Origin of the sequence: Streptomyces clavifer (genome assembly GCF_036345975.1) — a bacterium.
Taxonomy (GTDB): domain Bacteria; phylum Actinomycetota; class Actinomycetes; order Streptomycetales; family Streptomycetaceae; genus Streptomyces; species Streptomyces clavifer.
Genome location: NZ_CP107793.1, coordinates 6755109 through 6775305 on the forward strand (window position 1 = coordinate 6755109; position 20197 = coordinate 6775305).

Genomic DNA, 20197 nt, shown 5'->3' on the forward strand with positions numbered 1-20197 from the left:
AGGTATGAACTACATCGAGAGCGAACACTTGGCACAGTGGATCTCATCTGGGCGTGCCTCGGTGCCACCGCAAGAGGCCTGCGTGAAGTTTCACGACTACCTGGTCGAGTTCCCATGGTTGCCGACTCGACTGGATTGGCGCAACATTGACCATGAGGAAGTTGATGCATCGGATGTGAGCGAGGATGAATTTGTGTCGCGTGCTCTGCGATACAGGGTCGGCTCGCATTCGCATCTGCTCGCCCTGTTCTCCCCTGAGCAACCGGGAATCATCTGCTCGATGTCGGACGGGCTTTCCAATTTGGATTTCATCTTTTGGAAAGCGCCAGGAATCCGGTACTTTTGTGGAATTGATCTCGACCCTTCGGGAGTGCCTCAGTACCACTATGAGGACTTTGGGGAGTTCGATGGTTTCGCCAAGGTGACGTTCCGGCTGTAGTGCAGAGTAGGCGTGTGCCCTGTGCAGGAAGATTTCCATCTCCGATTGCGTAGGGCACACACCCGCACGGGTGGACGGTTCGGCCCGTTTGCGTGACGCCTCTCGATACTGTCGCAAGCGCGTATGTGAAGCCCCGCCAGGTGTTCTGGCGGGGCTTCTGGGTTCCCTGACGGCGCAGTTGACGGCCGCCTCGGCGAACAGGTGCTGCTCCGTGGGGCATTTCCTCGCTGTCTACGGTGGTTGGTTGACGGCCTGCCGGACCGTTCAGGGCAACGTCGAGGACGTCGCGGGCTTGGTCTTGGAGGTGGCGGAGTCATCGGCCTGGAGGTGGCGCCATGGGGGCGAGGCCCCATGAGGGCAGTGTGGCTGTGTCGTAGCCGAGTTCCAGGAAGCGGAGGCTGCGGAGTCCGACCTGGCGGTTGAGGGTCTGGACGGTGAGGGTGAAGCCGGTCTGCTCGATTGGCCGGCCGGTGATCGTCGTGACTTTGTGGTCGACCCCGGGTCAAGCCCCTTTGGCGGTGGCGCGTTCGGCGTGCCGGTCCAAGGCAAGTTCGAGCGTTGATGCCGGAAGCGGGGAGGGCGATGCGCTGCATTGGAGGGCGCATCCTCCCGTCACCCCTTCGCAATCGGCGCTGCGCTGTCGATAGCGATGTCCATACAGCCGCCCTCTGCGCCCTTGATGGCGACCGCGACCGAGGGCACCGTGTCCGGCTTGGACCGCACGTGTTAGTCCGAGTATCGAACGTGGAAGCCGATTTGCCTTCTTGCGTATTCGACCGCCCATGCGAACCCTCATACCAGAGCGGGACGCATGGTGGGCAAGTTCGACAACTGCGCGGCGGGCACGGGCGATACGCGACTACCGTGTGTTGCCGGTGATCAACGGTGGGCTCCTATCGGTCGAGCCCGTCCGGCCGTTGACCCGGGCCTGACCGACCACCGTAGGTGTCACCACACGAATGCCGATTCCTGGTGCCCCCACGTACCGAGGACGATGATGTCTCAACTTCGCGCACCCACCGCGCGACCCGAACGCCGCGAAGGCGGACGGCACGGCCGTCCCGGTGGCCGTTCGCATTCGGCGGGCGGCCGACCGCGTGCCGTGCAGCCCGCCCCCGACGCCCGTATGCGACCACAGCTGCTGCGCACCGCCGTGCTGCCCGCCGTCGCCGCGGTGCTGAGCGGTTCCGCGGCCGTCATCTTCACCATCCGGTCCTCGGGCGTGCAGCCCTCCGGCAGTCTCCTGGCGGCGCTCGGCGGTTCCGGTGCGCTGGCCGTCGCGGCCGTGGCCGCGGCCTTCCTCGGTGCCAACCGCGTCGCCGCCGGAGTGGTCGACCGGTGTCTCGCGCTCCGGCGCACAAGCGCCCAGCACCACGCCGAGCTGCAGCGGATCGTGGAGCAGCTCCGGGACGGGGAACCGGTGCCGGCCCCGCGGGCCGCCCGGCCCGCCGGCCCCGACGCGGATGCCTTCGACCTGCTCGCCCAGGAGATGGGCCGTGCCCGGGACGGGGCCGTGACGGCCGTCGTGCAGGCGTCCCAGATGTTCAGGAGCACCGGCAACGAACAGAAGGTCGAGGTCTTCGTCAACCTGGCGCGGCGGCTGCAGTCCCTCGTGCACCGGGAGATCCAGATCCTCGACGAGCTCGAACACGAGGTCGAGGACCCCGACCTGCTCAAGGGCCTCTTCCACGTCGACCACCTCGCCACCCGCATCCGCAGGCACGCCGAGAACCTCGCCGTACTGGGCGGGGCCGTCTCCCGGCGGCAGTGGAGCAACCCGGTGACCGTGACCGAGGTGCTGCGGTCGGCCATCGCGGAGGTGGAGCAGTACCCACGAGTCAAGCTGGTGCCGCCGATCGACGGCACCCTGCGCGGACACGCCGTCGCCGATGTGATCCACCTGCTGGCCGAACTCGTCGAGAACGCCACGGTGTTCTCCGCCCCGCACACCCAGGTCCTGATGCGGGCCCAGCGCGTCACCGCCGGGCTCGCCCTGGAGGTCGAGGACCGCGGGCTGGGGTTGCCGGACGCCGAGCGGAAGCGGATGAACGCGCTTCTCGCCGACCCGGACCAGGTCAACGTCGGGCACCTCCTCCAGGACGGCCGGATCGGACTGTTCGTCGTCGCCTCCCTGGCCCGCAGACACGGAATCGCCGTACGGCTGCAGAGCAACATCTACGGGGGCACGCAGGCGGTACTCGTACTGCCCCAGGCCCTGCTCGGTATCGACGAGGACATGGCCGCCGGCCCGGATGCCGCGCCCGCCCCACCGCCCGGAGCTGTACACCGGCCCCCCGTCCAGGAGGACGCCCCACCGGTGCAGGCGCCTCTGCCCCCGCCGGCCCAGGACGCGCAGCCCCCGCTGCGCCTGGACCAGCCACCCCCGCAGAGCCGCAGGAACGACGGGCCGCCGTTGCCGCTGCGTGCCGAGCGCGTCGACCGCCCCAATCCCGCCGCGACCCCGCCCGGCGTCCGGCCCGGAGAGGACCGGGGCGAGACGGCGGCCGGTGAGGGCCTCGGGGTGGCGACCGGCACTCCGGGCCGTCCCCAACTGCCCAGGCGCAGCAATCAGGAGCACCTGGTCCCGCAGCTCAGGGAGGCGCCCGTCCCGCGCGCCGAGGACGAGAACGTCCTGCACGACCCCGGTCTGATGGCCGCCTTCCGCCGCGGGGTCGACCTCGCCGAGGCCCAGTCCGCCGGGGAAGCGGAACCCGACGGCTTGTACGGCGTGGTGCCCGGTCCCGCGGCCGCCGTCGGTGCGCAACGGCCCCGCGGTCTCGCCCCGCTGCCGGTCCGGGCTCCGACCGCTGGTCCCCTCGCCACTTCTCCTGCCGCTTTCCCCGCCGCGACAACCGGTGCGGAGCCGCCCGAACAGGGTCACCCCGGACCGCGGTTGCCCGCATCGGATCCACGCACCGAGAACACGTTCAAGGAGTAGATGCACCATGACGAGCGACATGTCGGCCGGTCAGGTCTCGGACCTCGACTGGCTGTTGAGCGGGCTGGTCCAGCGCGTGCCCCATACGCGCAGCGCGGTCCTGCTCTCGGCCGACGGCCTGGTGAAATCCTTCCACGGCATGGATCCCGACAGTGCCGACCACATGGCGGCCCTGGCCGCCGGGCTGTACTCCCTGGGCCGCAGTGCCGGTGCCCGGTTCGGTGACAACGGGGACGTGAGACAGGTCGTGGTCGAACTCGACTCGACGCTGCTGTTCGTCTCGACCGCCGGATCCGGGACCTGTCTCGCCGTCCTCTCCGGCCGCGAGGCGGATGCCGCCGTACTGGGGTACGAGATGGCCATGCTGGTCAAGAGCGTCCGCCCCTACCTGGTGACGCCGCTCCGGCAGACGGCCGGAGCACCCTTCAGTCCGGGGCTGTGAGGGTGCCGGCCCCGCAGGACGGGCCGTTGCTCGACGACGCGGCCGGCCGACTCATCCGCCCGTACACGGTGAGCAACGGCCGGACGAGGCCGACCGGCGTGCTCGACCTGCTCTCCCTGGTGATGGCCACGGGCAGCGAGCCGCAGGTCCACCTCGGGCCCGAACACACGGTGGCGCTGGAGCTGTGCGAGGGCCCCACCTCCGTGGCCGAGATCGCCGCGCATCTGCGGCTGCCCGCCGTCATCACCAAGATCCTGCTGTCCGACCTGGTCGACTGCGGTGCGATCACCGCGCACGCCCCCGCGTTCCATGACATGCCCACCGACCGATCTCTGCTGGAGGCAGTGCTCGATGGTCTACGACGACAACTCTGACAGCACCGGACGCTCCGAATTCTTCCCCGTGGCCCTCAAGGTCCTTGTCGCCGGCGGCTTCGGCGTCGGCAAAACGACGTTCGTGGGCGCCGTCAGCGAGATCGCACCGCTGAGCACCGAGGAACTCCTGACCCAGGTGAGCGTGGCCACCGACAGCCTCGACGGCATCGAGTCCAAGACGGCGACCACCGTGGCCATGGACTTCGGCCGGATCACGCTCTCCGAGCAGCACGTGCTCTACCTCTTCGGCACCCCCGGGCAGGAGCGGTTCTGGTTCATGTGGGACGAACTGTCCAAGGGGGCATTGGGGGCTGTCGTGATCGCCGACACGCGCAGGCTGGCGGAGTGCTTCGCCGCCGTCGACTTCTTCGAGCGGCGCGGCATCGGATTCATCGTCGCGGTCAACGAGTTCGACGGCGCCTACCGCTACGAACCCGACGAGGTCCGGGGAGCCCTCGATCTGGGGCCCGAGGTGCCGGTCGTCCTGTGCGACGCCAGGATCGCCAGCTCCGGCACCGGCGCGCTGGTCACCCTCGTCCAGCACCTCATCAACGCCACGGCACCGGCACCGCTGTCCGTCTTCGGGGCCCATCCGTGATGTCCTACGGGACCGGCCGGCCGCTGCTCACCCCCGTCGACCTGGACGGTTCCGTCCGGGGTGCGCGGCTGCGGAGACTCGGCCTGGGGGAGCGTGCCGGCATGTCGTTCGACAGCTTCGACGCCTTCGCCGACAGGGTGGCCGAAGTGACCGCGGCGCCGTTCTCGATGGTCAACTTCATCGACGAGAACCGGCAGTTCTTCGCCGGGCTGCACACCCCGGCCGGCACGGGGAGCGGGTTCGACCTCGGAGCCGCCGCCGCGGGCGGCAGCAGCGGCGGCGTTCGCCACCTCGCCCGGGACCACGGCTACTGTCCGCACGTCCTCGTACGGCGCAAGGCACTCGTGCTGGAGGACGTCTGCGACTACCCGCGGTTCGCGGGGAACCCCGTCGTCGACGGCATAGGCATCCGCTCCTATCTGGGCGCCCCACTCATCGACCGCACGGGCGTCGCGCTCGGCACGGTCTGCGCCGTGGACACCGTGCCGCGCGCCTGGGGACGGGCGGGACTGGACACCATCAAGCTGCTGGCGTGCGAACTCGTCGTGCAGATCGACCACCGGGACAAGGGCTTCCGCTGAGCGGAGCGGACGACTCCGACGCCCTGCGGTGTGCCCGCTCGGGACAGCGTGCGCAGGTCCGTCTTCGGTTTCGGTCGTGCGGTGCCGCTGTCCGAAGCGCTGGACGCGACTCCCGCCCGGTACGGGAAGCCCTTCATGACGCACCGACGTCAGCGGTGGACGAGGGAGCCCTGCCCGGTGCCCGGTCCGTGGAAATGCAGCCAGTCGACCGTGAACAGGTCGGACCCCTCGCTGCTCCACCGGGGGTTGGTGAACACCACGTACAGCCTCACCCCGCTGCCCGGGTCCTCGATCGCGGTCGTCGGCGACACGATCGCTCCCCGGGCGCCGGTGCCCGCGACGGACACCGAGCCGAGCAGTCTGCCCGTGGGTGAACCGGCCCGGAAATCGATCCGCCCGCCGATACCGCAGGCGGTCGCTCCGACCATGACCGAGTCGACGTTCCCGAGACGGACCGGGTCGAAGGCGACCCAGTCGCCGTCCTCGATCTCCGCCAGCGTCCTGCCGCCCGAGGCGTTCGCGCGGCCCGCCGCCACGGCTCCGCCGTGCGGGCCCCCGGTCGACGTGAAGTGCTCCGCCTCCCGGAACGCGGTACGCAGCGTGAGTGAGGCGGACCCGGTGAGCGCCGGGGTGCCCCTGTCCGTGTACTCGGCCGTGAGCGTGTACGGGACATCCGGGCCCCGGCCCTGATGGTCCCCGGCGTGCGTGACCAACTCGCCGCGGCACCCCGGGGGGCGGGCCACGGGCCTCAGCGGGGCGGCGGTGCCCAGCGGCGAGCGCACCACGACGCGGGAGCAGTCGACCGGTCCGGCCCTCCCGCCCTCCTCGTCCGTCACGCCCACGGTGAGGGCGAGGGTGTCACCGAAGGTGAACACCCCGCCGTCCGGCGGCTGTCGAAGCGTCACCAGGGGCCGTGTGTTGCCCACGGCCACGTCCTGACCGGCGAGGGCCGTCTCGCCTCCCGGCCCGGTGACCGTGAGGCGCGCCGTGAACCTGCCCTCGTCACGATAGGTGTGTGAGGGGTTCGCCGCCGTCGAATCGGTGCTGCCGTCACCGTCGAAGTCCCAGGCGTACGTCACCGGCGCCCCTCCATGAGGGCCGGAGCCGTCGAAGGTGACGGTCAGCGGCGCGGGGCCGTTGTCACGGTCGGTGGTGATCGCCGCCTTGGGCAGTCGTCGGTCACCGGCGTAGTCGATCCGGTGGACGCCGGCGCCCTCGTCGCCGCCGGCCTTGTCCGTGCCGCTGCCGGTGCCGCCGTCGACGACGTACAACGATCCGTCCGGACCGAAGCGTGCGGCGGTCGGCCGGTGCCACTCCATGTCCGTGAAGACGCCGTCGACGGACTGCAGCGCCCCGGCTTCCACGGAGGCGGACCGGTCGTCCGAGAACGTCTGGTCCGCCCGCTGGAACGAGAGCGTGGTGAACCGGCTGCCGACCGGATCGTAGGCCAGCCACTTCCCCTCGAAGTACGCCGGGAACGCGGTGCGGTCGGAGCCCGCGGGGTCGTGGGCGTACACGGCTCCACTGAGCGGACCGCCCGTCACCGGAGTCCTCGGCGGGCCGCCCACGACGGCTGCCGCGCTGCCGGGCGGGCCGTCCGTGGACGCCGCCGTGCAGTCGAGGGCGGGACCCCGGTGCCTCGCGGCGGTGTCGTCGGTGCAGGAGGGCCGGTCGGCGACCCCCGCCTCGGTGATCCGCAGGTGGCCGACCGTGCCCTCGGGGCCCTGCTCGGACACGAGCAGCGCACCGCTCCGTGGATCCGCCGTGATGCGGTAGGGATTTCGCAGGCCCGTTGCGTAGATCTCCGGGCGGGTCCCAGCCGTACCGGGTGCGAAGAGGTTTCCCTCCGGCACGGTGTACGTGCCGTCGTCCTGCGGGGTGATCCGAAGGATCTTCCCCCGCAGGTCGTTCGGAGCGTCCGCGACCGAGAGGTCCGCGGTGCCGGACGTCGCCACATGGAGGACGCCCTCCCCGCCGAAGGCGAGAGATGCGGATACGGGGGAATCCGCCTCGTCCGTGCCGCCCGGAAGGGTGAGGAGACGTCTCTCGGACGCCGGATCGACCGTCTTTCCGGAGACCGTGAAGCGCGAGAGGACCAGTCCGTCGCCGGCCTTGTCGGAATGCAGCACGTAGAGACGGCTGTTCCAAGCGAATCCGGGGTCGAGGGCGAGGCCGACCAGCCCGCCCGCCCGGTCGACGTCCTTCTGCGTGTACCCGAAGTCGACAGCCGTGGACACCCGCATCGACTGCTGGTCGATGACCTTCACCTTCCCGGTGCGCTCGGCGAAGAACACCCGGCGGTCAGGGGCCACGGCCAGGTCGACGGGATCGGCGAGACCGTCCGCCGCGAGCGTGGCGCGCCGGAAGGAACCCGTGCGGGTGGCCGAGCAGTCGCCCGACTTCGCACCCGCGGCCCACTCGATGCCGCCCAGCAGGTGCGTCAGGAAACCCCCCTCCCGGAAGGCCGAAGCCGTATGGCCGCCCGCGGTGAACCAGGAGCGCCCGCCGTCGTAGTTCTGGCACCAGGACCACGGGTGGTCCACGCCCTCGTCGAGCCCGGTGATGCCGTCACGCACCGTGACGCGCGCGAGGGTGTGCACGCCGGGGGCAGGGTCGGTGCGCCAGTCGTACCACTCGTCCGTGCGCTCCCAGAGGTCCGGAAGACCCCTGGTGGAGGGGTGCGCGTGGTCGAGCACGTTGATCCGGCCCGTCCGTACCGGCGTGTGCCGGTCGAGGACCGCGCCCGCCAGGCCCTCGTACCAGTCCCAGTCACGTTCGGTGGCGGCAGCGGCGTGCAGTCCGACCCAGCCGCCGCCCGCCCGGATGTACGACCGCAGCGCGGCGCGCTCATCGGCGTCCAGCAGGTCGCCCCTGCCCGGCGCCGACTCCGTGTTGTTGAAGACGACCGCCTGGAAGCGGGCCAGATCGACGTCGTTGAAGACGGCGGAACTGCTCGTGGCCTCCACGTCGAATCCATTCTCGGCGCCCAGCTCCAGGATCGCTTCGATTCCTGCGGGAGCCGACGCGTGGGCCGCGCCCGTCGTCCCCGAGTACACCAGCACACGAAAGGGTGCCGCGTGGGCTCTCGGGGGAGCGGCGACCAGCATCGTGCCGAGGATCAGCGCCATGAGTGCGACGAGCGCGATCAGTGGCGGGGGAAACGCCTGGGACGGGGCGCTGCTGGACGGCGTGGGACCGCTGGATAACGGGCGGCTGCTCATGGGGCGCTCCCTGGGCGGTGATACCGGCTGCGGGGGGTTTAGAAAGCGCTTTCCGGAGTGCGTTGCTCAGCGTAGGTTCAGGGCTTCGCCGGGGTCAATGGGGCGGCAGCGCCCGCAGTGGCGGCCCATGACTGTCAGTGCGCGGCGCTGTGGTCGAGGCGGGGCGGCAGGCCGCCCCGCCTCGGCTCGTAGCGGCACGCCCGGAACCGGGCCTGCCGCGGGCCGAGGACGGCTGACCGGGCGCCGGCTCGCACTGGGTTGGTGGAGCCGCCGCCCGGTGCGGCGCCTCGCGTGGGCCGCCGGCGCGGCTGTCCGCTTGCCGGCTCGGTGTTCGGCGGGTCGGCAGCACAGAAGGTCAGCGGCGCAGGAAGCCGGTGATCCGCTGCCGCAGGCCGTGCGCGTCCAGGCCGTGCGCCGTGAGGTGCTCCTCCAGCTGTCCGTAGCGGCGCAGTTCGGCCCGGCCCACCCCGAGCCCGAGGATCCGGTGGGGCAGGTCGGCGAGCGCGTCGTTGGCCGCCGCCGTCGACGTACCCGCCATATACGGTTCGACGATCACCACGTCCGAAGGCCCCGCACCGGCGGCGGCACGCAGGCCCGCCGTGTCGAAGGGGCGTACGGTGGCCGCGTACAGCACGGTCACGTCGAGGTCCCCGGTCGCCGCGAGCACGTTGTCCAGCATCGGCCCGACGGCGATGACCACCCCGCCGGTGCCCCGGCGCACGGTGCTGAAGCCGTCCCCTGTCACGGGGCGGCCGGCGCTGTTCGACTGGAGGGAGAGGCGTACGTAGACACGGCCCTCCGACGCGACGGCCTGCCGCACCAGTGCCTCGGCCTCGTCGGGATGGCCCGGCACATGGACCGTCCAGCCGTCGAGGGTGTCCAGCAGGGCGACGTCACCGGGTGACATGTGGGTGAAGCCCCCGGCCGGCCAGTCGTACGAAGCCCCGGCGCTGACCAGCACACCACCCACGCCCTGATGCCCGAGATCCAGCTTCACCTGCTCGAACGGCCGCTCCACGAGGAAGCTGGCGAAGGTGTGCATGAGGGGCCGCATTCCGGTCAGTGCCAGGCCGGCCCCCGCTCCGATGAGCAACTGCTCCCTGATCCCCACGTTGATCACCCGGTCGGGATGAGCCCGCTCGGCCGCCGCGAAGCCGTCGCGGCTGATCTCGGCGAGTACGAGGGCGAGGCGCGGGTCCTCGTCCAGCTGCCGCGAGGTGGTGGCGATGAACCGGTCACGCATGGTGTCCATGAGCAGTGTCCTCCGTCGTTCTGTTCCGGCGTCGTCCTGTTGCGGGGTGTGGTCAGTGCGCGGCGGCCACGCGGGCGATCACCGCGTGCGGCCGGCCGGGGTGCGGCATGGTGAAGGCCGTGTGCAGGGCCTCGTGGTCCCGGCCGTCCACCGACAGGGCCGACCAGCCGGCGGCCTCGAACCGTGCGGCGATGCCGCCCGGTCTGGCGTACGTCGCCGAGCCGTTGTCGATCACCACGGTGTGCAGCTGGTCGAGCCCGGCCGGGCCCGCGTAGGCGATCGCCTCGTGGTTGCTGCCCTCGTCCAGTTCGGCGTCCCCCGTCAGCACCCAGACACGCGGCCCGGTCAGCCCCTGCGCCCGCAGCCCCAGGACGCTGCCCACCGCCAGCGGGAGCCCGTGTCCGAGGGACCCGCTGCCGATCTCGGCCCCCGGCACGAGGAGCCGGTCGGGGTGGTGGCCGAGCGGGGAGTCGTACGATCCGAAGCCCGGGAGCAGCTCCTCGCCGAAGAAGCCGCGTGCGGCCAGTACGGCGTAGTACGCCATGGGCCCGTGGCCCTTCGAGAGCAGGAACCGGTCGCGGTCGGGGGAACCGGCGGTGGCGGGCGTGATCCGCAGCACCCGGTCGTACAGCACCCACAGGGCGTCGAGGGTGGAGGTCGCGGCGGGGCCGTGCTTCTCGTCCCCGGTCATCAGGCTCATCAGCCGGTTCAGGTCGTCGTATCCGTACACCGGCGCGGAGGTCGCGTTCGTCATGCGCCCAGCGTCGAACATCAAGCGTGGTTGAGGTCAAGGGGTAAACGGGTTCGTGACCACGTGTCCAAGTGCGGTATTGTTCTCATGCGCGTTCGGCCAGGGGAAACCCCAGGTCAGACGGGCAGCGGGACGTGGCGCAGCTTGGTAGCGCACTTGACTGGGGGTCAAGGGGTCGCAGGTTCAAATCCTGTCGTCCCGACTGGAGACAGTCGCAGATCAGGGCCGGTATCGGAGAAATCCGATACCGGCCCTGAGCCGTTCTTGGGGACCAGCTGGGGACCAGCCTCCTTGACCGGTGTCAGCGGGTCATGATGACCGGGCTCTGTGCTCGGCGGACGCGTCATCAGCTCGGCCGCGTTCCTGGCGAGCCACTTGAGCTCGTGGACGGTGAGGATGACGGGCGTCTCGGGGGCGGCCTCCTTGAACCGGTGGGCCAGTGAGAGCGCCTTCTCCAGCTCGGGGCGCACCTTGACGCGGGTGCTGGTCTGCTCCTTGAAGACCTTGTGGCACTCCGCGCGGTGGAGGGCTTCGAACTGACTCGCCAGCTCCTGCCGGGCGGTCGACGTCCTCGCCTACCCGATGCGGACCGGGCGCTGGGTGCGGGGCGCGGGCGAGACGGTGAGCGCGGGGCCCTGCTTCCACGCGCGGCCGGGTGGCGGTCGGCGGGGACGAGGACTTCGCATTCCTTGCGGAGCGCGGAGCGCGGAGCGCGGGGACGAGGGCGAAGCGCGGGGTGTGGTATTTCGCGGCGGTCTCCCCGAGTGCGGCAGGCGGAGCCGACGGGCGCGTCACAGTTCGGGCAGTCGTGACGTTCTGCCGCGCCCTCAGCGAGCACGTTTCCGCGGGTCGCCGTTCGCAGAAGCCCTCTCGAAACCTGCATGTTGTGCGAGGCACTTCCCGGATGGATCTTACGCCCGATCGGTCCGCACTGGCCCTCTCGCGGAACTCTCACAGGCGAACATGTATGTGAACCAGCATGTCAGCGATCTTCCCCCGACCCTGGATCCACATCGCCGCACCGTAGCTGTACGAGCGTCCACCGCTGTGCCAGTCATTGGATGGACCCGTCCATCATGTGCTGGGTGCCGATGGTGCCGATGGTGGCGAGCAGGGCGAGTTTACTGTCGGATTCGCTGCCGGGTTCGGCTGTGTACATCAAGATCCGCTGGTCCTGGCGCTGGGTAGTAAGGATGTCGCAGTCCAGGTCAAGGGTTCCGACCTCGGAACGGACGACCCTCTTGATGGTCGGGCCGTGTTCGGCGATCTCGTGACGCTGCCAGAGTTCGCGGAACTGCGGGCTCGTCTCGTCCAGCCGTGCGACGAGCTGTCGCAGCTGGGCGTCGTCAGGGTAGCGGCCGGTACTGCGCCGCAGGTCGGCCACCAGGGACGCGTCGAGGGCTTCGGCGCCGCCGGGGCCGTACAGGTGACAGTCCGAGGTGCCGGTGAAGTGCAACCACAGCACATTACGGTCGGCTTCCCGCACCTGGGAGGGGTCGCCCGCCAGCGTCGCCCACAAGCGATTCCAGAGCAGGAGGTTCCACATCGCATCGAAGACGGCCATGGGCCGTTCGCCGGTGCGTTCCACCAGGCGGCGGATACTCGCGGGCACCAGTCGGCTGATGCGTCCCCCGTCGGTGGCGTGCCCGGCCAGACGGAACAGGTGCTCCTGTTCGGTGTCGCCGAGCTGCAACGCTTGGGCGAGCGCGGCGCACACCTGTGCCGAGGGCGCCGAGGCCCGCCCCTGCTCCAGGCGCACGATGTAGTCGACGGAGACACCCGCCAGCACGGCCAGCTCCTCGCGCCGCAGCCCTTTGGTACGCCGGGCGGTGTTCGCCGGCAGACCCGCCATGTGCGGGGTCAGCCGCTCACGCCACGCCCGCAGGATCGCGGCCAGCTCACCGGAGTCACTCATGGATTCCATGGTCGCAGCACACGCCGGGAACAGCCTGGTACTCCCGTTACCAGGAAGAAGCGTCTCTGGCCCGGGTCGGCAGTGCGCCGCAGACTGGCGACCATGGCCATCGCGCTGATCATCGGAGCGCGTTCTTCGACACCGACAGCATCAGCCCCTGGCGGCCGCACTCGCTCCCACCGTTCCTACGAAAAGGAAACACGTTCATGATCGTCGTCACCGGGGCCACCGGCCGGTTCGGCCGCCAGGTCATCGAGCACCTGCTCCTGCGCGGTGTGCCGGCCGCCCAGGTCGTCGCAGCCGCCCGCACCCCCGCCAAGGCGGCCGGCCTCGCCGCCCTGGGCGTCGAGGTCCGCACCGCCGACTACGACCGACCCGAGACCCTGTCGGCAGCCTTCGCGGGAGCCGACAAGGTCCTGCTGGTCTCCTCCACCGGCTCGGACGCCACGCGTGTCGCCCAGCACCGCTCGGCCATCGACGCCGCGGCCACGTCCGGCGTGGACCTTGTCGCCTACACCTCGGTCACCCGCGCCCCCACCAACCCGATGGGCCTGGCACGAGTGCACCGTGCCACCGAGCAGGCCATCGCCGACGCCGGCCTGCCAGCCGTCGTGCTGCGCAACGGCTGGTACACCGAGAACCACACCGCCGCCCTGCCCGGGGCCGTCGCGCGCGGCACCCTCACCGGCAGCGCGGGCGACGGGCGGATCGCCTTTGCGACCCGGGCGGACCTCGCCGAAGCCGCAGCCGCCGTCCTCACCCTCGACGATCAGGCCGGGAAGACCTACGACCTCACCGGTGACACCGCCTGGACACTGTCCGAACTCGCAGCCGAGGCCGCGGCACGATCCGGCACGCCTCTCCCCTACGTCGATCTTCCCGCCGAGCAGTACCGGCAGATCCTCCACCGGGCCGGACTGCCCGAACCTGCCGTCGACCTGATCGTCGACGCCGACGTACAGATCTCCCACGGCGCCTTGGCCCACGTCACCAGCGACCTGACCTCCCTCCTGGGCCGGCCCACCACACCGCTGTCCGTCACCGTCGCCCAGACCCTGCGTGCCTGACCGCCAGGTGTCACGCTGACCGCACCCCACGGCCGCCACCGGCGACGCCCTGACAGCTACGCGGTAACGCCAGGCCCGGAGAGACGGAGGACTCCCGGCCTCTCCTCCTCGTCGCCCTCGTCGAGTCCGAGCCCGGCCGCGTCCGGGTCGCGCAGCGGGCGCAGGTCGCCGGCGGCCGGGGTGGAGGCGGCGAAGCTGCAGCGGCCGAGCACGTCGAGGTTGCGGTGCTTGAGGGGGGAGAGGCGGGCAATGTTCCTCGTCCCGGATCTCATGGCCTTCGGCGCGGAGCCGGGTGACGGCGGTGTCCATGTAGCGAGGCCTCCAGAGCACGATGGCGTGACCGAACAGGCCGAGCTGATCCTCCAAGCCGTCGCGGTACTCCTGGTGGATGGTGCCGCGTGTGCTGTGGCACACGTCCCGGGCGAGCCTGTGGCGGGACTCCTGCGCGGTGAGTCGGCGGTTCATCCGCCGGCGGTAGGTGTCGTCGACCGGGTCGACCATCCGCATCAGGTGTTCGGCCCTGGTGATCCGCCCGAAACCCGGTTGTGGGCGAGCGGCTCCAGCGCCCCGTACGTCCCCGTCCCGACGCCGGGCATGGTGGCCCGCCGAACCGCTGGTCGTCCAGGTCCTTGAAGCGAGGGCTGAAGTTGCAGCCAAGGATCCTGAAGATCCCGAACGTGATGCCGGAGTTCATCCGGACAGTTCAAGTTGATCTCCTCCGAGGTGTCGTCAGGCCGTGCGGACCTAGGGTGAGACTTTCGACGAGGTGGCAGGGGGAAGCGTTGTGGAGGTCACCGTCCAATGGATAAGGACGTCTTGGACGAAGCAGTCCCGGGGAGGGGAGGCCGCGACTCGCAGGAACGCCGTCCCGGTCGGCTTTCGGGTCCCGCCCATGACGCCCGGGGTCGCGCACGTGGTGCGTATGCATGAGCGCGACGGCTTCGACCCTTTCGACGGCCGGGAAGTCCTGCGCAGGGTCGACGTCCAACTCCGCGAGGGAGACGGTCGGTTGCGAGTCCTTCCTCGGGTCCAGCCCCTCTTCGCCATACCTCCACGGCCCCGACGGCCCCCGGCCGTACGACTTGTTCCCGGGCAGTGGGTCCGCTGGCAGCTCAACTACCGTTTCAGCAGCGCGGCGGGGGTGCGGGGCTGGTCGTACTGGCTCGATACCTTCAACATCGCTTACGGCCCGGTGGAAGCTGACGCGTTCTTGTCTCCGCCCACCGTGCTCATGGACGAACGAGGTCCGGTCCGGTAACTCGCCAGGCAGTGGTCACGCGCGGAAGCTGTCGGCACTCGCCTCGGAGCGGGCGGGTTGCCCGAGTTCTACGAGAAGCTCGTCGATCCGGTCGCTGGTGCATCGATGTCGTTCGACTCCGCGGTCCCAACTGCGTGGGGCGGCGTCGGTAGCGAGTGTCTGCTCGACTTCACGTAGGGCCCGCAGACGCAATACGTACTCGGGTGTGGTGACGAACGTTGCGCAGGTCAGGTAGAGGTCGCACTCGCAGGAGCCTTCGGCGGGGTGACGCAGGCAGCGGCCGAGTTCGAGCTCGGTCTTGAGGAAGTTCGTCGTGAGCCGGTCGACCGCGGTGTCCGGCAGTGAGCTGTTGCGCAGTTCGTCGGCGGCCGGCCCGGCGATCGTGGCGCCGGGGCCGAGCACGGCCCTGTGGTCGCGCAGTACTTCCTGCTCGCTGATCTGCGCATGTCCGGGCCGGGGTCGGTGCAGCCCATTCCGTAACGGTGGAGACACGGGTTCGGAACAGGCAGTCCATACGCTGCGCGAACAGGTGCTTCCGGGCATCCTCACCGGACTCGGGGTCCACTCCGGTCGGGGGAGCGCGTTCACGCGATGGCGCGTCCTTCTGCGGAGCCCGCGTCGACGCAGATGCGGTCGGCCACCCCCTGTCGGCCCTGGGGCGTTCGAACGGTCCCATCGGATCGGAGTGGAGGTTCGGCCGGGCTGACACGTACCGCGGCACCTCCTCCGGGGCCGGATCCGGGCACGTCCCCGGTCGCGCGGGTCATGGGCGCCTCTCCGTCCTGACGGCTGCTCGGGCTCGCCGGGGGGCGGGGCCGGCCGATGGGACGAGGTGTGGGATGCACGGATCGTCATGGATGAACTACTGCGGGACCAAGTGGAGTTGAACGTTGATGGACCGGCGTGTGCTGCTTGAAACGGCACTCCCGAAAAGCGACCATGGTGGTCTGCGCTACCTGTGGCAGGCGGTGGGGGCCGTGTAGGGTAAAGAGGTGCATTCCTGTGCGGGGGGGACCTGTGTACACGTTCACGGAAATAACGGGTGACTTGACGAGGGTGCCCGCGCTCCAACTCCCTAGCCGCATGTCCGGGGCGGCGCACGGCCCTCGGTCGGTGTGTTGTGCTCCCCGTGTGGACGCGGACCGGCGCACCGTCGTCGAGTCGGCGCCCGGAGCCCGTCCTGCCGAGGGTGTCCGTCGTACTTCCGGAGCGCGACCGGGGCACACCGGTACGCCGGCCAACGGGGGATCGGCCGGATCGACGCTGCTGCCGCGCCTCCGGGCCCCCGGGCCGCACCGCGGAGCGACGAGGCCCGTCGCCCGTGACTGTCGACGCGCGTCGACCCCTCGCGTTCTCCGGTTCTAGGTTCCCGCCGCCCACGTAACCGAACCCGGTCCGGCCACCTGTGTCCCGCTGTGCGACCGCAAGCCGTCCTCTTTTTCGGCCTGCCCGGACGTGTCCGAATTCCGGACGCCGGATGTCGCAGCTCTCTGACCCGCACATGCAATTCGCGAACCCGAACGGCATGCCACGACCGAGCCTCGAGAGCGTGAGGGCTCGGAAAGAGCGGTTACTCCATACGTAACATCGAGCGGAGTTGTCTGGATGTCACATACAGCGAGCAGCACCCTTTCCGTACAACTGCTGGGCACCCTCCGGGTGTGGTCCCACGATGAGGAGATCCTCATCGGCCCGCCCAAGCAACGAGCGTTACTCGCGTTACTCGCCATCCGTCTCGGGGTGGTGGTGCGGCGCGAGCAGATCGTCGACGCGCTGTGGGGACCGGAACCCCCTGCCACCGCCGCCAACGGAGTGCACACCTATGTGGCCGGGCTGCGCCGGGCGCTGGATCCCGTGCGGGCCGGCAGGGGCTCGGGGGAAGTGCTGGTCACCCGGTCGGACGGCTATGAGTTACGCCTGCCCGTCGAAGCCGTGGACGCCGCCCTCTTCGTGCGCCAGCGCGAGGAGGCCCGCCGGATGGCGGCCGCCGGCCGGCCCGAGGCCGCGTTCGAGCGGCTGGGGGCGGCACTGGGACTGTGGCACGGGGAAGCGCTCGCAGGGGTGCCGGGGCCGTTCGCCGCCATGGAGCGCGTCAGACTGCGCGAGATGCGGTTCGCCGCCGTGGAGGAGTGGATCGGCGGCATGATCGCCGCAGGGGGGAGCGAAGAGGCGGTCGTCGTGCTGAACGAGGCGATCGTGCAGGAACCCCTCCGCGAGAAGCTCCGGTACCTGCTGATGCTGGCCCTCTCCCGCTGCGGCCGGCAGGCGCACGCCCTCCAGGCCTACAGCGAGACCCGCACCTATCTCGACGAGGAGCTGGGCATCGAACCGGGCGTCGAACTGCGCAATCTGCATGCCCGGATCCTCGCCGGCACGGTCGAGGGATCCCGGCCCCCGCGAAGCCCGCAGCGGGAAACCGTACCCGCGCAGGCCGAGCGGCGGTCCACGGCTCCGACGGCGGCGGCCTACCTGCCGAGCCACCTGCCCTCGCGCGCCAACGTCTTCGTCGGCCGGAGCGCCGAACTGCGCAAGGTGCGGGAGATGCTGACCCGGGAGAGTCCCGAACGCGGCCGGGCGACCCCGATCCTGGCCATCGACGGAGCCCCCGGTGTCGGCAAGAGCGCCCTCGCCCTGGAGCTGGCCCACGAGTCGCTGGACCGCTTCCCCGACGGTCACCTCTACGCGGACCTCGGGGGGACCAGCGACCATCCGCTGAGCGCCTTCGACGTCCTGGCGCAGCTCCTGCGGAACCTCGGTATCCAGCGGGCGTCCCTGCCCACGGATCTCGACGGCCGGGTGATGCTCTACCGCAGCCTGTTGCACGGCAAGAAGATGCTTGTCGTACTGGACAATGCCCTGGGCGCTGATCAGTTACGGCCATTGATACCTCAGGGGTCGGCCTGTCTGATCGTCACCAGCCGCCAGCCGCAGCGCGGACTGGTGGTCAGGTACGGCGCCCATCGGATCGGCTTGAAACCCCTGGACCGGGAGACCGCCACCGCGCTCCTCCTCGCACTCACCGGGGCCGAGCAGGGAACGGACCGGCGGTCGGCCGTGTCCCGGCTCGCCGAGCTGTGCGGCGGCCTTCCGCTGGCCATCAGGATCACAGCCGGAAGACTGCTCGGGGATCCGTACGCGAGCCCGGAGCGACTCGCCGCGCTGTACGAGGACCCGCTCACCCGGCTGGAGCTGCTGGCGGTCGAGGGTGACGACGACATGAGCATCCGCTCGGTGATCACGGTCAGTTACCGCCATCTGTCGGAGGAAACCGCCCGGCTCTTCCGGATGCTGTGCAGGACAGGCCTGGAAGAGGTCGGTCCGATGTCTCCGGTCCAGCTCATGGGCATCACCCCCACCGCGGCCGCGAGTCATCTCGAATCACTCACGGACCACGGCCTGCTGGAGCAGACCGGGCCCGAGGAGTACCGGCTGAACGACCTGGTCCGTATCTACGGGGCCGGCCTGGCCGAGGTGCGGCCGCAGGCGATTCCGCTGCACACCCCACGGAAACTGGCGATCACTCAGGACCCGGACGGGCGTCGAATCGGCGGGCGTGTGAGCTAGCGGAGCGTCGGGGTGGCCCGCTGTTCGTCGAGATGGCTGAATGCAGACCCCTCAACGCGGAGTAGGGGGTGCAGGGCCGGTGCGGCCATGCTTTGATACGGGACAGTCTCGTATCAAAACTCTTCAAGGAGAGCACTGTGTCCGGTCCCGCAGTCTGGAGCAGCCCGAAACGATGGTGGGCGCTCGCCGTCCTCGTCATCTGCGTCCTGGTCAATGGCCTCGACGCGACGATCCTCTATGTGGCGATGCCGGAGCTCGTAGAGGCCCTGGATGCCACGAACTCCGACCTGCAGTGGTTCCACAACGCCTACCTGCTGGTCTTCGCGAGCCTGATGCTGCCCTTCGGCGTGTTCGCGGACCGGATCGGCCGCAAGCGCCTGTTGATCGCGGGCCTGGCGGTCTTCGGACTCGCTTCCGCCTACGCCATGTACGTCGACACCTCCGGGGAGTTGATCCTCGGCCGCGCGCTGATGGGCCTGGGCGCGGCCATCGTCACTCCGGTGTCGCTCGCCATGCTGCCCGTGCTCTTCGCTCCGAAGGAGCGGGCGCGGGCCCTGGCCATCTGGTCGGCCGGTGTGGCCCTCGGGCTGCCGATCGGCCCGCTGGCGGGTGGCTGGCTGCTGGAGCACTTCTGGTGGGGTTCCGTCTTCCTCATCAACATCCCGATCCTCCTCGTGGCCATGGTCGCGGGCCTGCTGCTCTTCCCCGAACACACGGGGAAGCGCGAGCACGCCTTCGACTGGCAGGGTGCCGTGCTGTCCGTCCTCGGTCTGGGATCGCTCACCTTCGCCCTGACCCGGGCGCCGGAGGAAGGCTGGCTGAGCACCGAGACACTGGGCGGCTCCGCGGCCGGACTCGTGCTCCTCCTCCTCTTCGTCCTGCGGGAGCGGACCACCCCCCACCCGCTCCTGGACGTGCTGGCCTTCCGGAACCGGTACTTCGGCGCCGCCGTGGTCGCCCTGCTCTTCGTCCACTTCGCCATGACGGGCTTCCTGTTCATGCTCAGCCCGTACCTCCAGGCCGTACTGGGCAACTCCTCCCTCGGGACCGGCGTCCGGATGCTGCCCGTGGTCATGGCCGTGATGGTGGGTGCGGGCACCGCCGAGCGACTGGCTCCGCGGGTGGGGCCACGTGGCCCGGTGACGGCCGGGCTGCTCCTGATGTCCGGCGGTCTGCTGCTCTTCACGACGACGAAGGTCGACTCCAGCGACACGCAGGTGGCCCTCTGCCAGATCATGCTCGGCATCGGCATCGGTCTGACCCTGGCCATCGCGATGCACACCGCACTCGCCACCGTTCCCGACGAGAAGTCGGGCGAAGCCTCCGGTTCGACCAGCGCCTTCCGGCAGGTCGGTGGCGTCATCGGGGTCGCGGTCCTCGGCAGCGTGCTGGGAACCGCGTACCGCGACGAGATGGACTCCGCGACGAGGGGCCTTCCCGCGGAGGCGGCGGAGGCGGCAGGCGACACGGTCGGAGCGGCGCTGCGTGTCGCTCAGCAGCTCGGTCCGAAGGGCGGGGAGCTCGCCGCGGCGGCACGTCAGGCGTACGTGGACAGCATGGACCTCGCGCTGATCGGCGGGTCCGTGGTACTCCTCGCCCTTGCCGCGGTGGTGTTCGTCTGGATGCCGTCGAAGTCCGTCCCGCACGCGTCCACCGGGGTCGGGACCGAACCCGTCCGGTCTGCGCCCGAGCGCGTATGATGAGGGTTTCGTGGCGTACTGGGACCATGTCGACGCGCATACGGAGGGGCTGACGGTATAGATGCAAGACACCCGTGAAGGTCGACAGGCCGGTCCC

The 20197-nt window shown here is 70.2% G+C and carries 15 protein-coding genes, 1 tRNA gene and 2 pseudogenes; 11 read left to right on the top strand and 7 right to left on the bottom strand.

Annotated features, from left to right (window positions below):
• Positions 1 to 4: 4 nt before the first annotated feature.
• The 6 genes from OG927_RS29360 (at position 5) to OG927_RS29385 (ending at position 5372) form a co-directional block, all read left to right on the top strand.
• Positions 5 to 439 carry a hypothetical protein gene (locus OG927_RS29360; protein ID WP_056790530.1) on the top strand — a complete coding sequence of 145 codons (435 nt, stop codon included), beginning with the start codon at positions 5 to 7 and terminating at the stop codon, positions 437 to 439.
• A 997-nt stretch (positions 440 to 1436) separates the two neighbouring features.
• The gene (locus OG927_RS29365; protein ID WP_330321059.1) at positions 1437 to 3377 is read left to right on the top strand and encodes an ATP-binding protein; all 1941 of its coding nucleotides are present in this window, start codon (positions 1437 to 1439) and stop codon (positions 3375 to 3377) included.
• Between the two features lie 7 nt (positions 3378 to 3384).
• Positions 3385 to 3819 (top strand): roadblock/LC7 domain-containing protein, encoded by a 435-nt coding sequence (locus OG927_RS29370; RefSeq protein WP_056790522.1) that lies wholly within the window; start codon positions 3385 to 3387, stop codon positions 3817 to 3819.
• A gap of 2 nt (positions 3820 to 3821) precedes the next feature.
• Positions 3822 to 4193, top strand: a complete 372-nt coding sequence (locus OG927_RS29375; RefSeq protein WP_056790518.1) for a DUF742 domain-containing protein — start codon at positions 3822 to 3824, stop codon at positions 4191 to 4193.
• On the top strand, positions 4171 to 4791 hold the full coding sequence (locus OG927_RS29380; RefSeq protein WP_056790512.1) for a GTP-binding protein: 621 nt from the start codon (positions 4171 to 4173) through the stop codon (positions 4789 to 4791). Before OG927_RS29375 ends, OG927_RS29380 begins: the two co-directional genes overlap by 23 nt.
• Positions 4788 to 5372, top strand: a complete 585-nt coding sequence (locus tag OG927_RS29385; RefSeq protein ID WP_330321060.1) for a GAF domain-containing protein — start codon at positions 4788 to 4790, stop codon at positions 5370 to 5372. Before OG927_RS29380 ends, OG927_RS29385 begins: the two co-directional genes overlap by 4 nt.
• Before the next feature lie 149 nt (positions 5373 to 5521).
• On the opposite strand, the gene OG927_RS29390 is transcribed toward OG927_RS29385, so the two are convergent.
• The 3 genes from OG927_RS29390 to OG927_RS29400 all read right to left on the bottom strand — a co-directional run bounded on the left by OG927_RS29390 (position 5522) and on the right by OG927_RS29400 (position 10599).
• The gene (locus OG927_RS29390; protein WP_330321061.1) at positions 5522 to 8593 is read right to left on the bottom strand and encodes a ThuA domain-containing protein; all 3072 of its coding nucleotides are present in this window, start codon (positions 8591 to 8593) and stop codon (positions 5522 to 5524) included.
• A 355-nt stretch (positions 8594 to 8948) separates the two neighbouring features.
• Positions 8949 to 9845: a transketolase family protein gene (locus OG927_RS29395; RefSeq protein WP_124280460.1), complete on the bottom strand. Its 897-nt coding sequence runs from the start codon at positions 9843 to 9845 to the stop codon at positions 8949 to 8951.
• A 52-nt stretch (positions 9846 to 9897) separates the two neighbouring features.
• Positions 9898 to 10599, bottom strand: a complete 702-nt coding sequence (locus tag OG927_RS29400) for a transketolase (RefSeq protein WP_330321062.1) — start codon at positions 10597 to 10599, stop codon at positions 9898 to 9900.
• 125 nt (positions 10600 to 10724) lie between these two features.
• On the opposite strand from OG927_RS29400, the gene OG927_RS29405 reads away from it, so the two are divergent.
• A tRNA-Pro gene (locus OG927_RS29405) sits at positions 10725 to 10798 on the top strand.
• On the opposite strand, the pseudogene OG927_RS36050 reads toward OG927_RS29405, so the two are convergent.
• Together OG927_RS36050 and OG927_RS29410 are read right to left on the bottom strand one after the other, a co-directional pair.
• A pseudogene (locus tag OG927_RS36050) lies at positions 10764 to 11159 on the bottom strand (recombinase family protein); the annotation flags it as partial. The gene OG927_RS29405 and the pseudogene OG927_RS36050 overlap by 35 nt on opposite strands.
• A 491-nt stretch (positions 11160 to 11650) precedes the next feature.
• Entirely contained in the window at positions 11651 to 12511 is an 861-nt protein-coding gene (locus OG927_RS29410; RefSeq protein ID WP_330321063.1) for a helix-turn-helix transcriptional regulator, read from the bottom strand.
• A 206-nt stretch (positions 12512 to 12717) separates the two neighbouring features.
• Between OG927_RS29410 and OG927_RS29415 the strand changes: the two genes are divergently transcribed.
• Positions 12718 to 13578 (top strand): NAD(P)H-binding protein, encoded by an 861-nt coding sequence (locus tag OG927_RS29415; RefSeq protein WP_330321064.1) that lies wholly within the window; start codon positions 12718 to 12720, stop codon positions 13576 to 13578.
• Between the two features lie 56 nt (positions 13579 to 13634).
• Here the strand turns inward: OG927_RS29415 and OG927_RS36055 are convergent.
• Positions 13635 to 14266, bottom strand: a pseudogene (locus OG927_RS36055) (Tn3 family transposase); the annotation flags it as partial.
• A gap of 96 nt (positions 14267 to 14362) precedes the next feature.
• On the opposite strand from OG927_RS36055, the gene OG927_RS29430 reads away from it, so the two are divergent.
• Positions 14363 to 14836 carry a hypothetical protein gene (locus tag OG927_RS29430; RefSeq protein ID WP_319100577.1) on the top strand — a complete coding sequence of 158 codons (474 nt, stop codon included), beginning with the start codon at positions 14363 to 14365 and terminating at the stop codon, positions 14834 to 14836.
• 15 nt (positions 14837 to 14851) lie between these two features.
• Here the strand turns inward: OG927_RS29430 and OG927_RS29435 are convergent, their stop codons facing one another.
• Positions 14852 to 15238 (bottom strand): hypothetical protein, encoded by a 387-nt coding sequence (locus OG927_RS29435; protein ID WP_209469242.1) that lies wholly within the window; start codon positions 15236 to 15238, stop codon positions 14852 to 14854.
• A 1203-nt stretch (positions 15239 to 16441) separates the two neighbouring features.
• On the opposite strand from OG927_RS29435, the gene OG927_RS29440 reads away from it, so the two are divergent.
• Both OG927_RS29440 and OG927_RS29445 read left to right on the top strand, forming a co-directional pair.
• Complete coding sequence (locus OG927_RS29440) at positions 16442 to 18400, top strand: AfsR/SARP family transcriptional regulator (protein ID WP_330321065.1); 1959 nt, start codon at positions 16442 to 16444, stop codon at positions 18398 to 18400.
• Positions 18401 to 18537: 137 nt separating this feature from the next.
• Positions 18538 to 20100 carry an MFS transporter gene (locus OG927_RS29445; RefSeq protein WP_056790476.1) on the top strand — a complete coding sequence of 521 codons (1563 nt, stop codon included), beginning with the start codon at positions 18538 to 18540 and terminating at the stop codon, positions 20098 to 20100.
• Positions 20101 to 20197: the final 97 nt, after the last annotated feature.

Bases quoted from the DNA above. Each gene is read 5' to 3' on its own strand.
- OG927_RS29380 (WP_056790512.1), top strand. From the start codon at position 4,171: ATGGTCTACGACGACAACTCTGACAGCACCGGACGCTCCGAATTCTTC.
- OG927_RS29390 (WP_330321061.1), bottom strand. From the start codon at position 8,593: ATGAGCAGCCGCCCGTTATCCAGCGGTCCCACGCCGTCCAGCAGCGCC.
- OG927_RS29365 (WP_330321059.1), top strand. From the start codon at position 1,437: ATGTCTCAACTTCGCGCACCCACCGCGCGACCCGAACGCCGCGAAGGC.
- OG927_RS29370 (WP_056790522.1), top strand. From the start codon at position 3,385: ATGACGAGCGACATGTCGGCCGGTCAGGTCTCGGACCTCGACTGGCTG.
- OG927_RS29395 (WP_124280460.1), bottom strand. From the start codon at position 9,845: ATGGACACCATGCGTGACCGGTTCATCGCCACCACCTCGCGGCAGCTG.
- OG927_RS29440 (WP_330321065.1), top strand. From the start codon at position 16,442: ATGTCACATACAGCGAGCAGCACCCTTTCCGTACAACTGCTGGGCACC.
- OG927_RS29360 (WP_056790530.1), top strand. From the start codon at position 5: ATGAACTACATCGAGAGCGAACACTTGGCACAGTGGATCTCATCTGGG.
- OG927_RS29410 (WP_330321063.1), bottom strand. From the start codon at position 12,511: ATGAGTGACTCCGGTGAGCTGGCCGCGATCCTGCGGGCGTGGCGTGAG.
- OG927_RS29415 (WP_330321064.1), top strand. From the start codon at position 12,718: ATGATCGTCGTCACCGGGGCCACCGGCCGGTTCGGCCGCCAGGTCATC.
- OG927_RS29400 (WP_330321062.1), bottom strand. From the start codon at position 10,599: ATGACGAACGCGACCTCCGCGCCGGTGTACGGATACGACGACCTGAAC.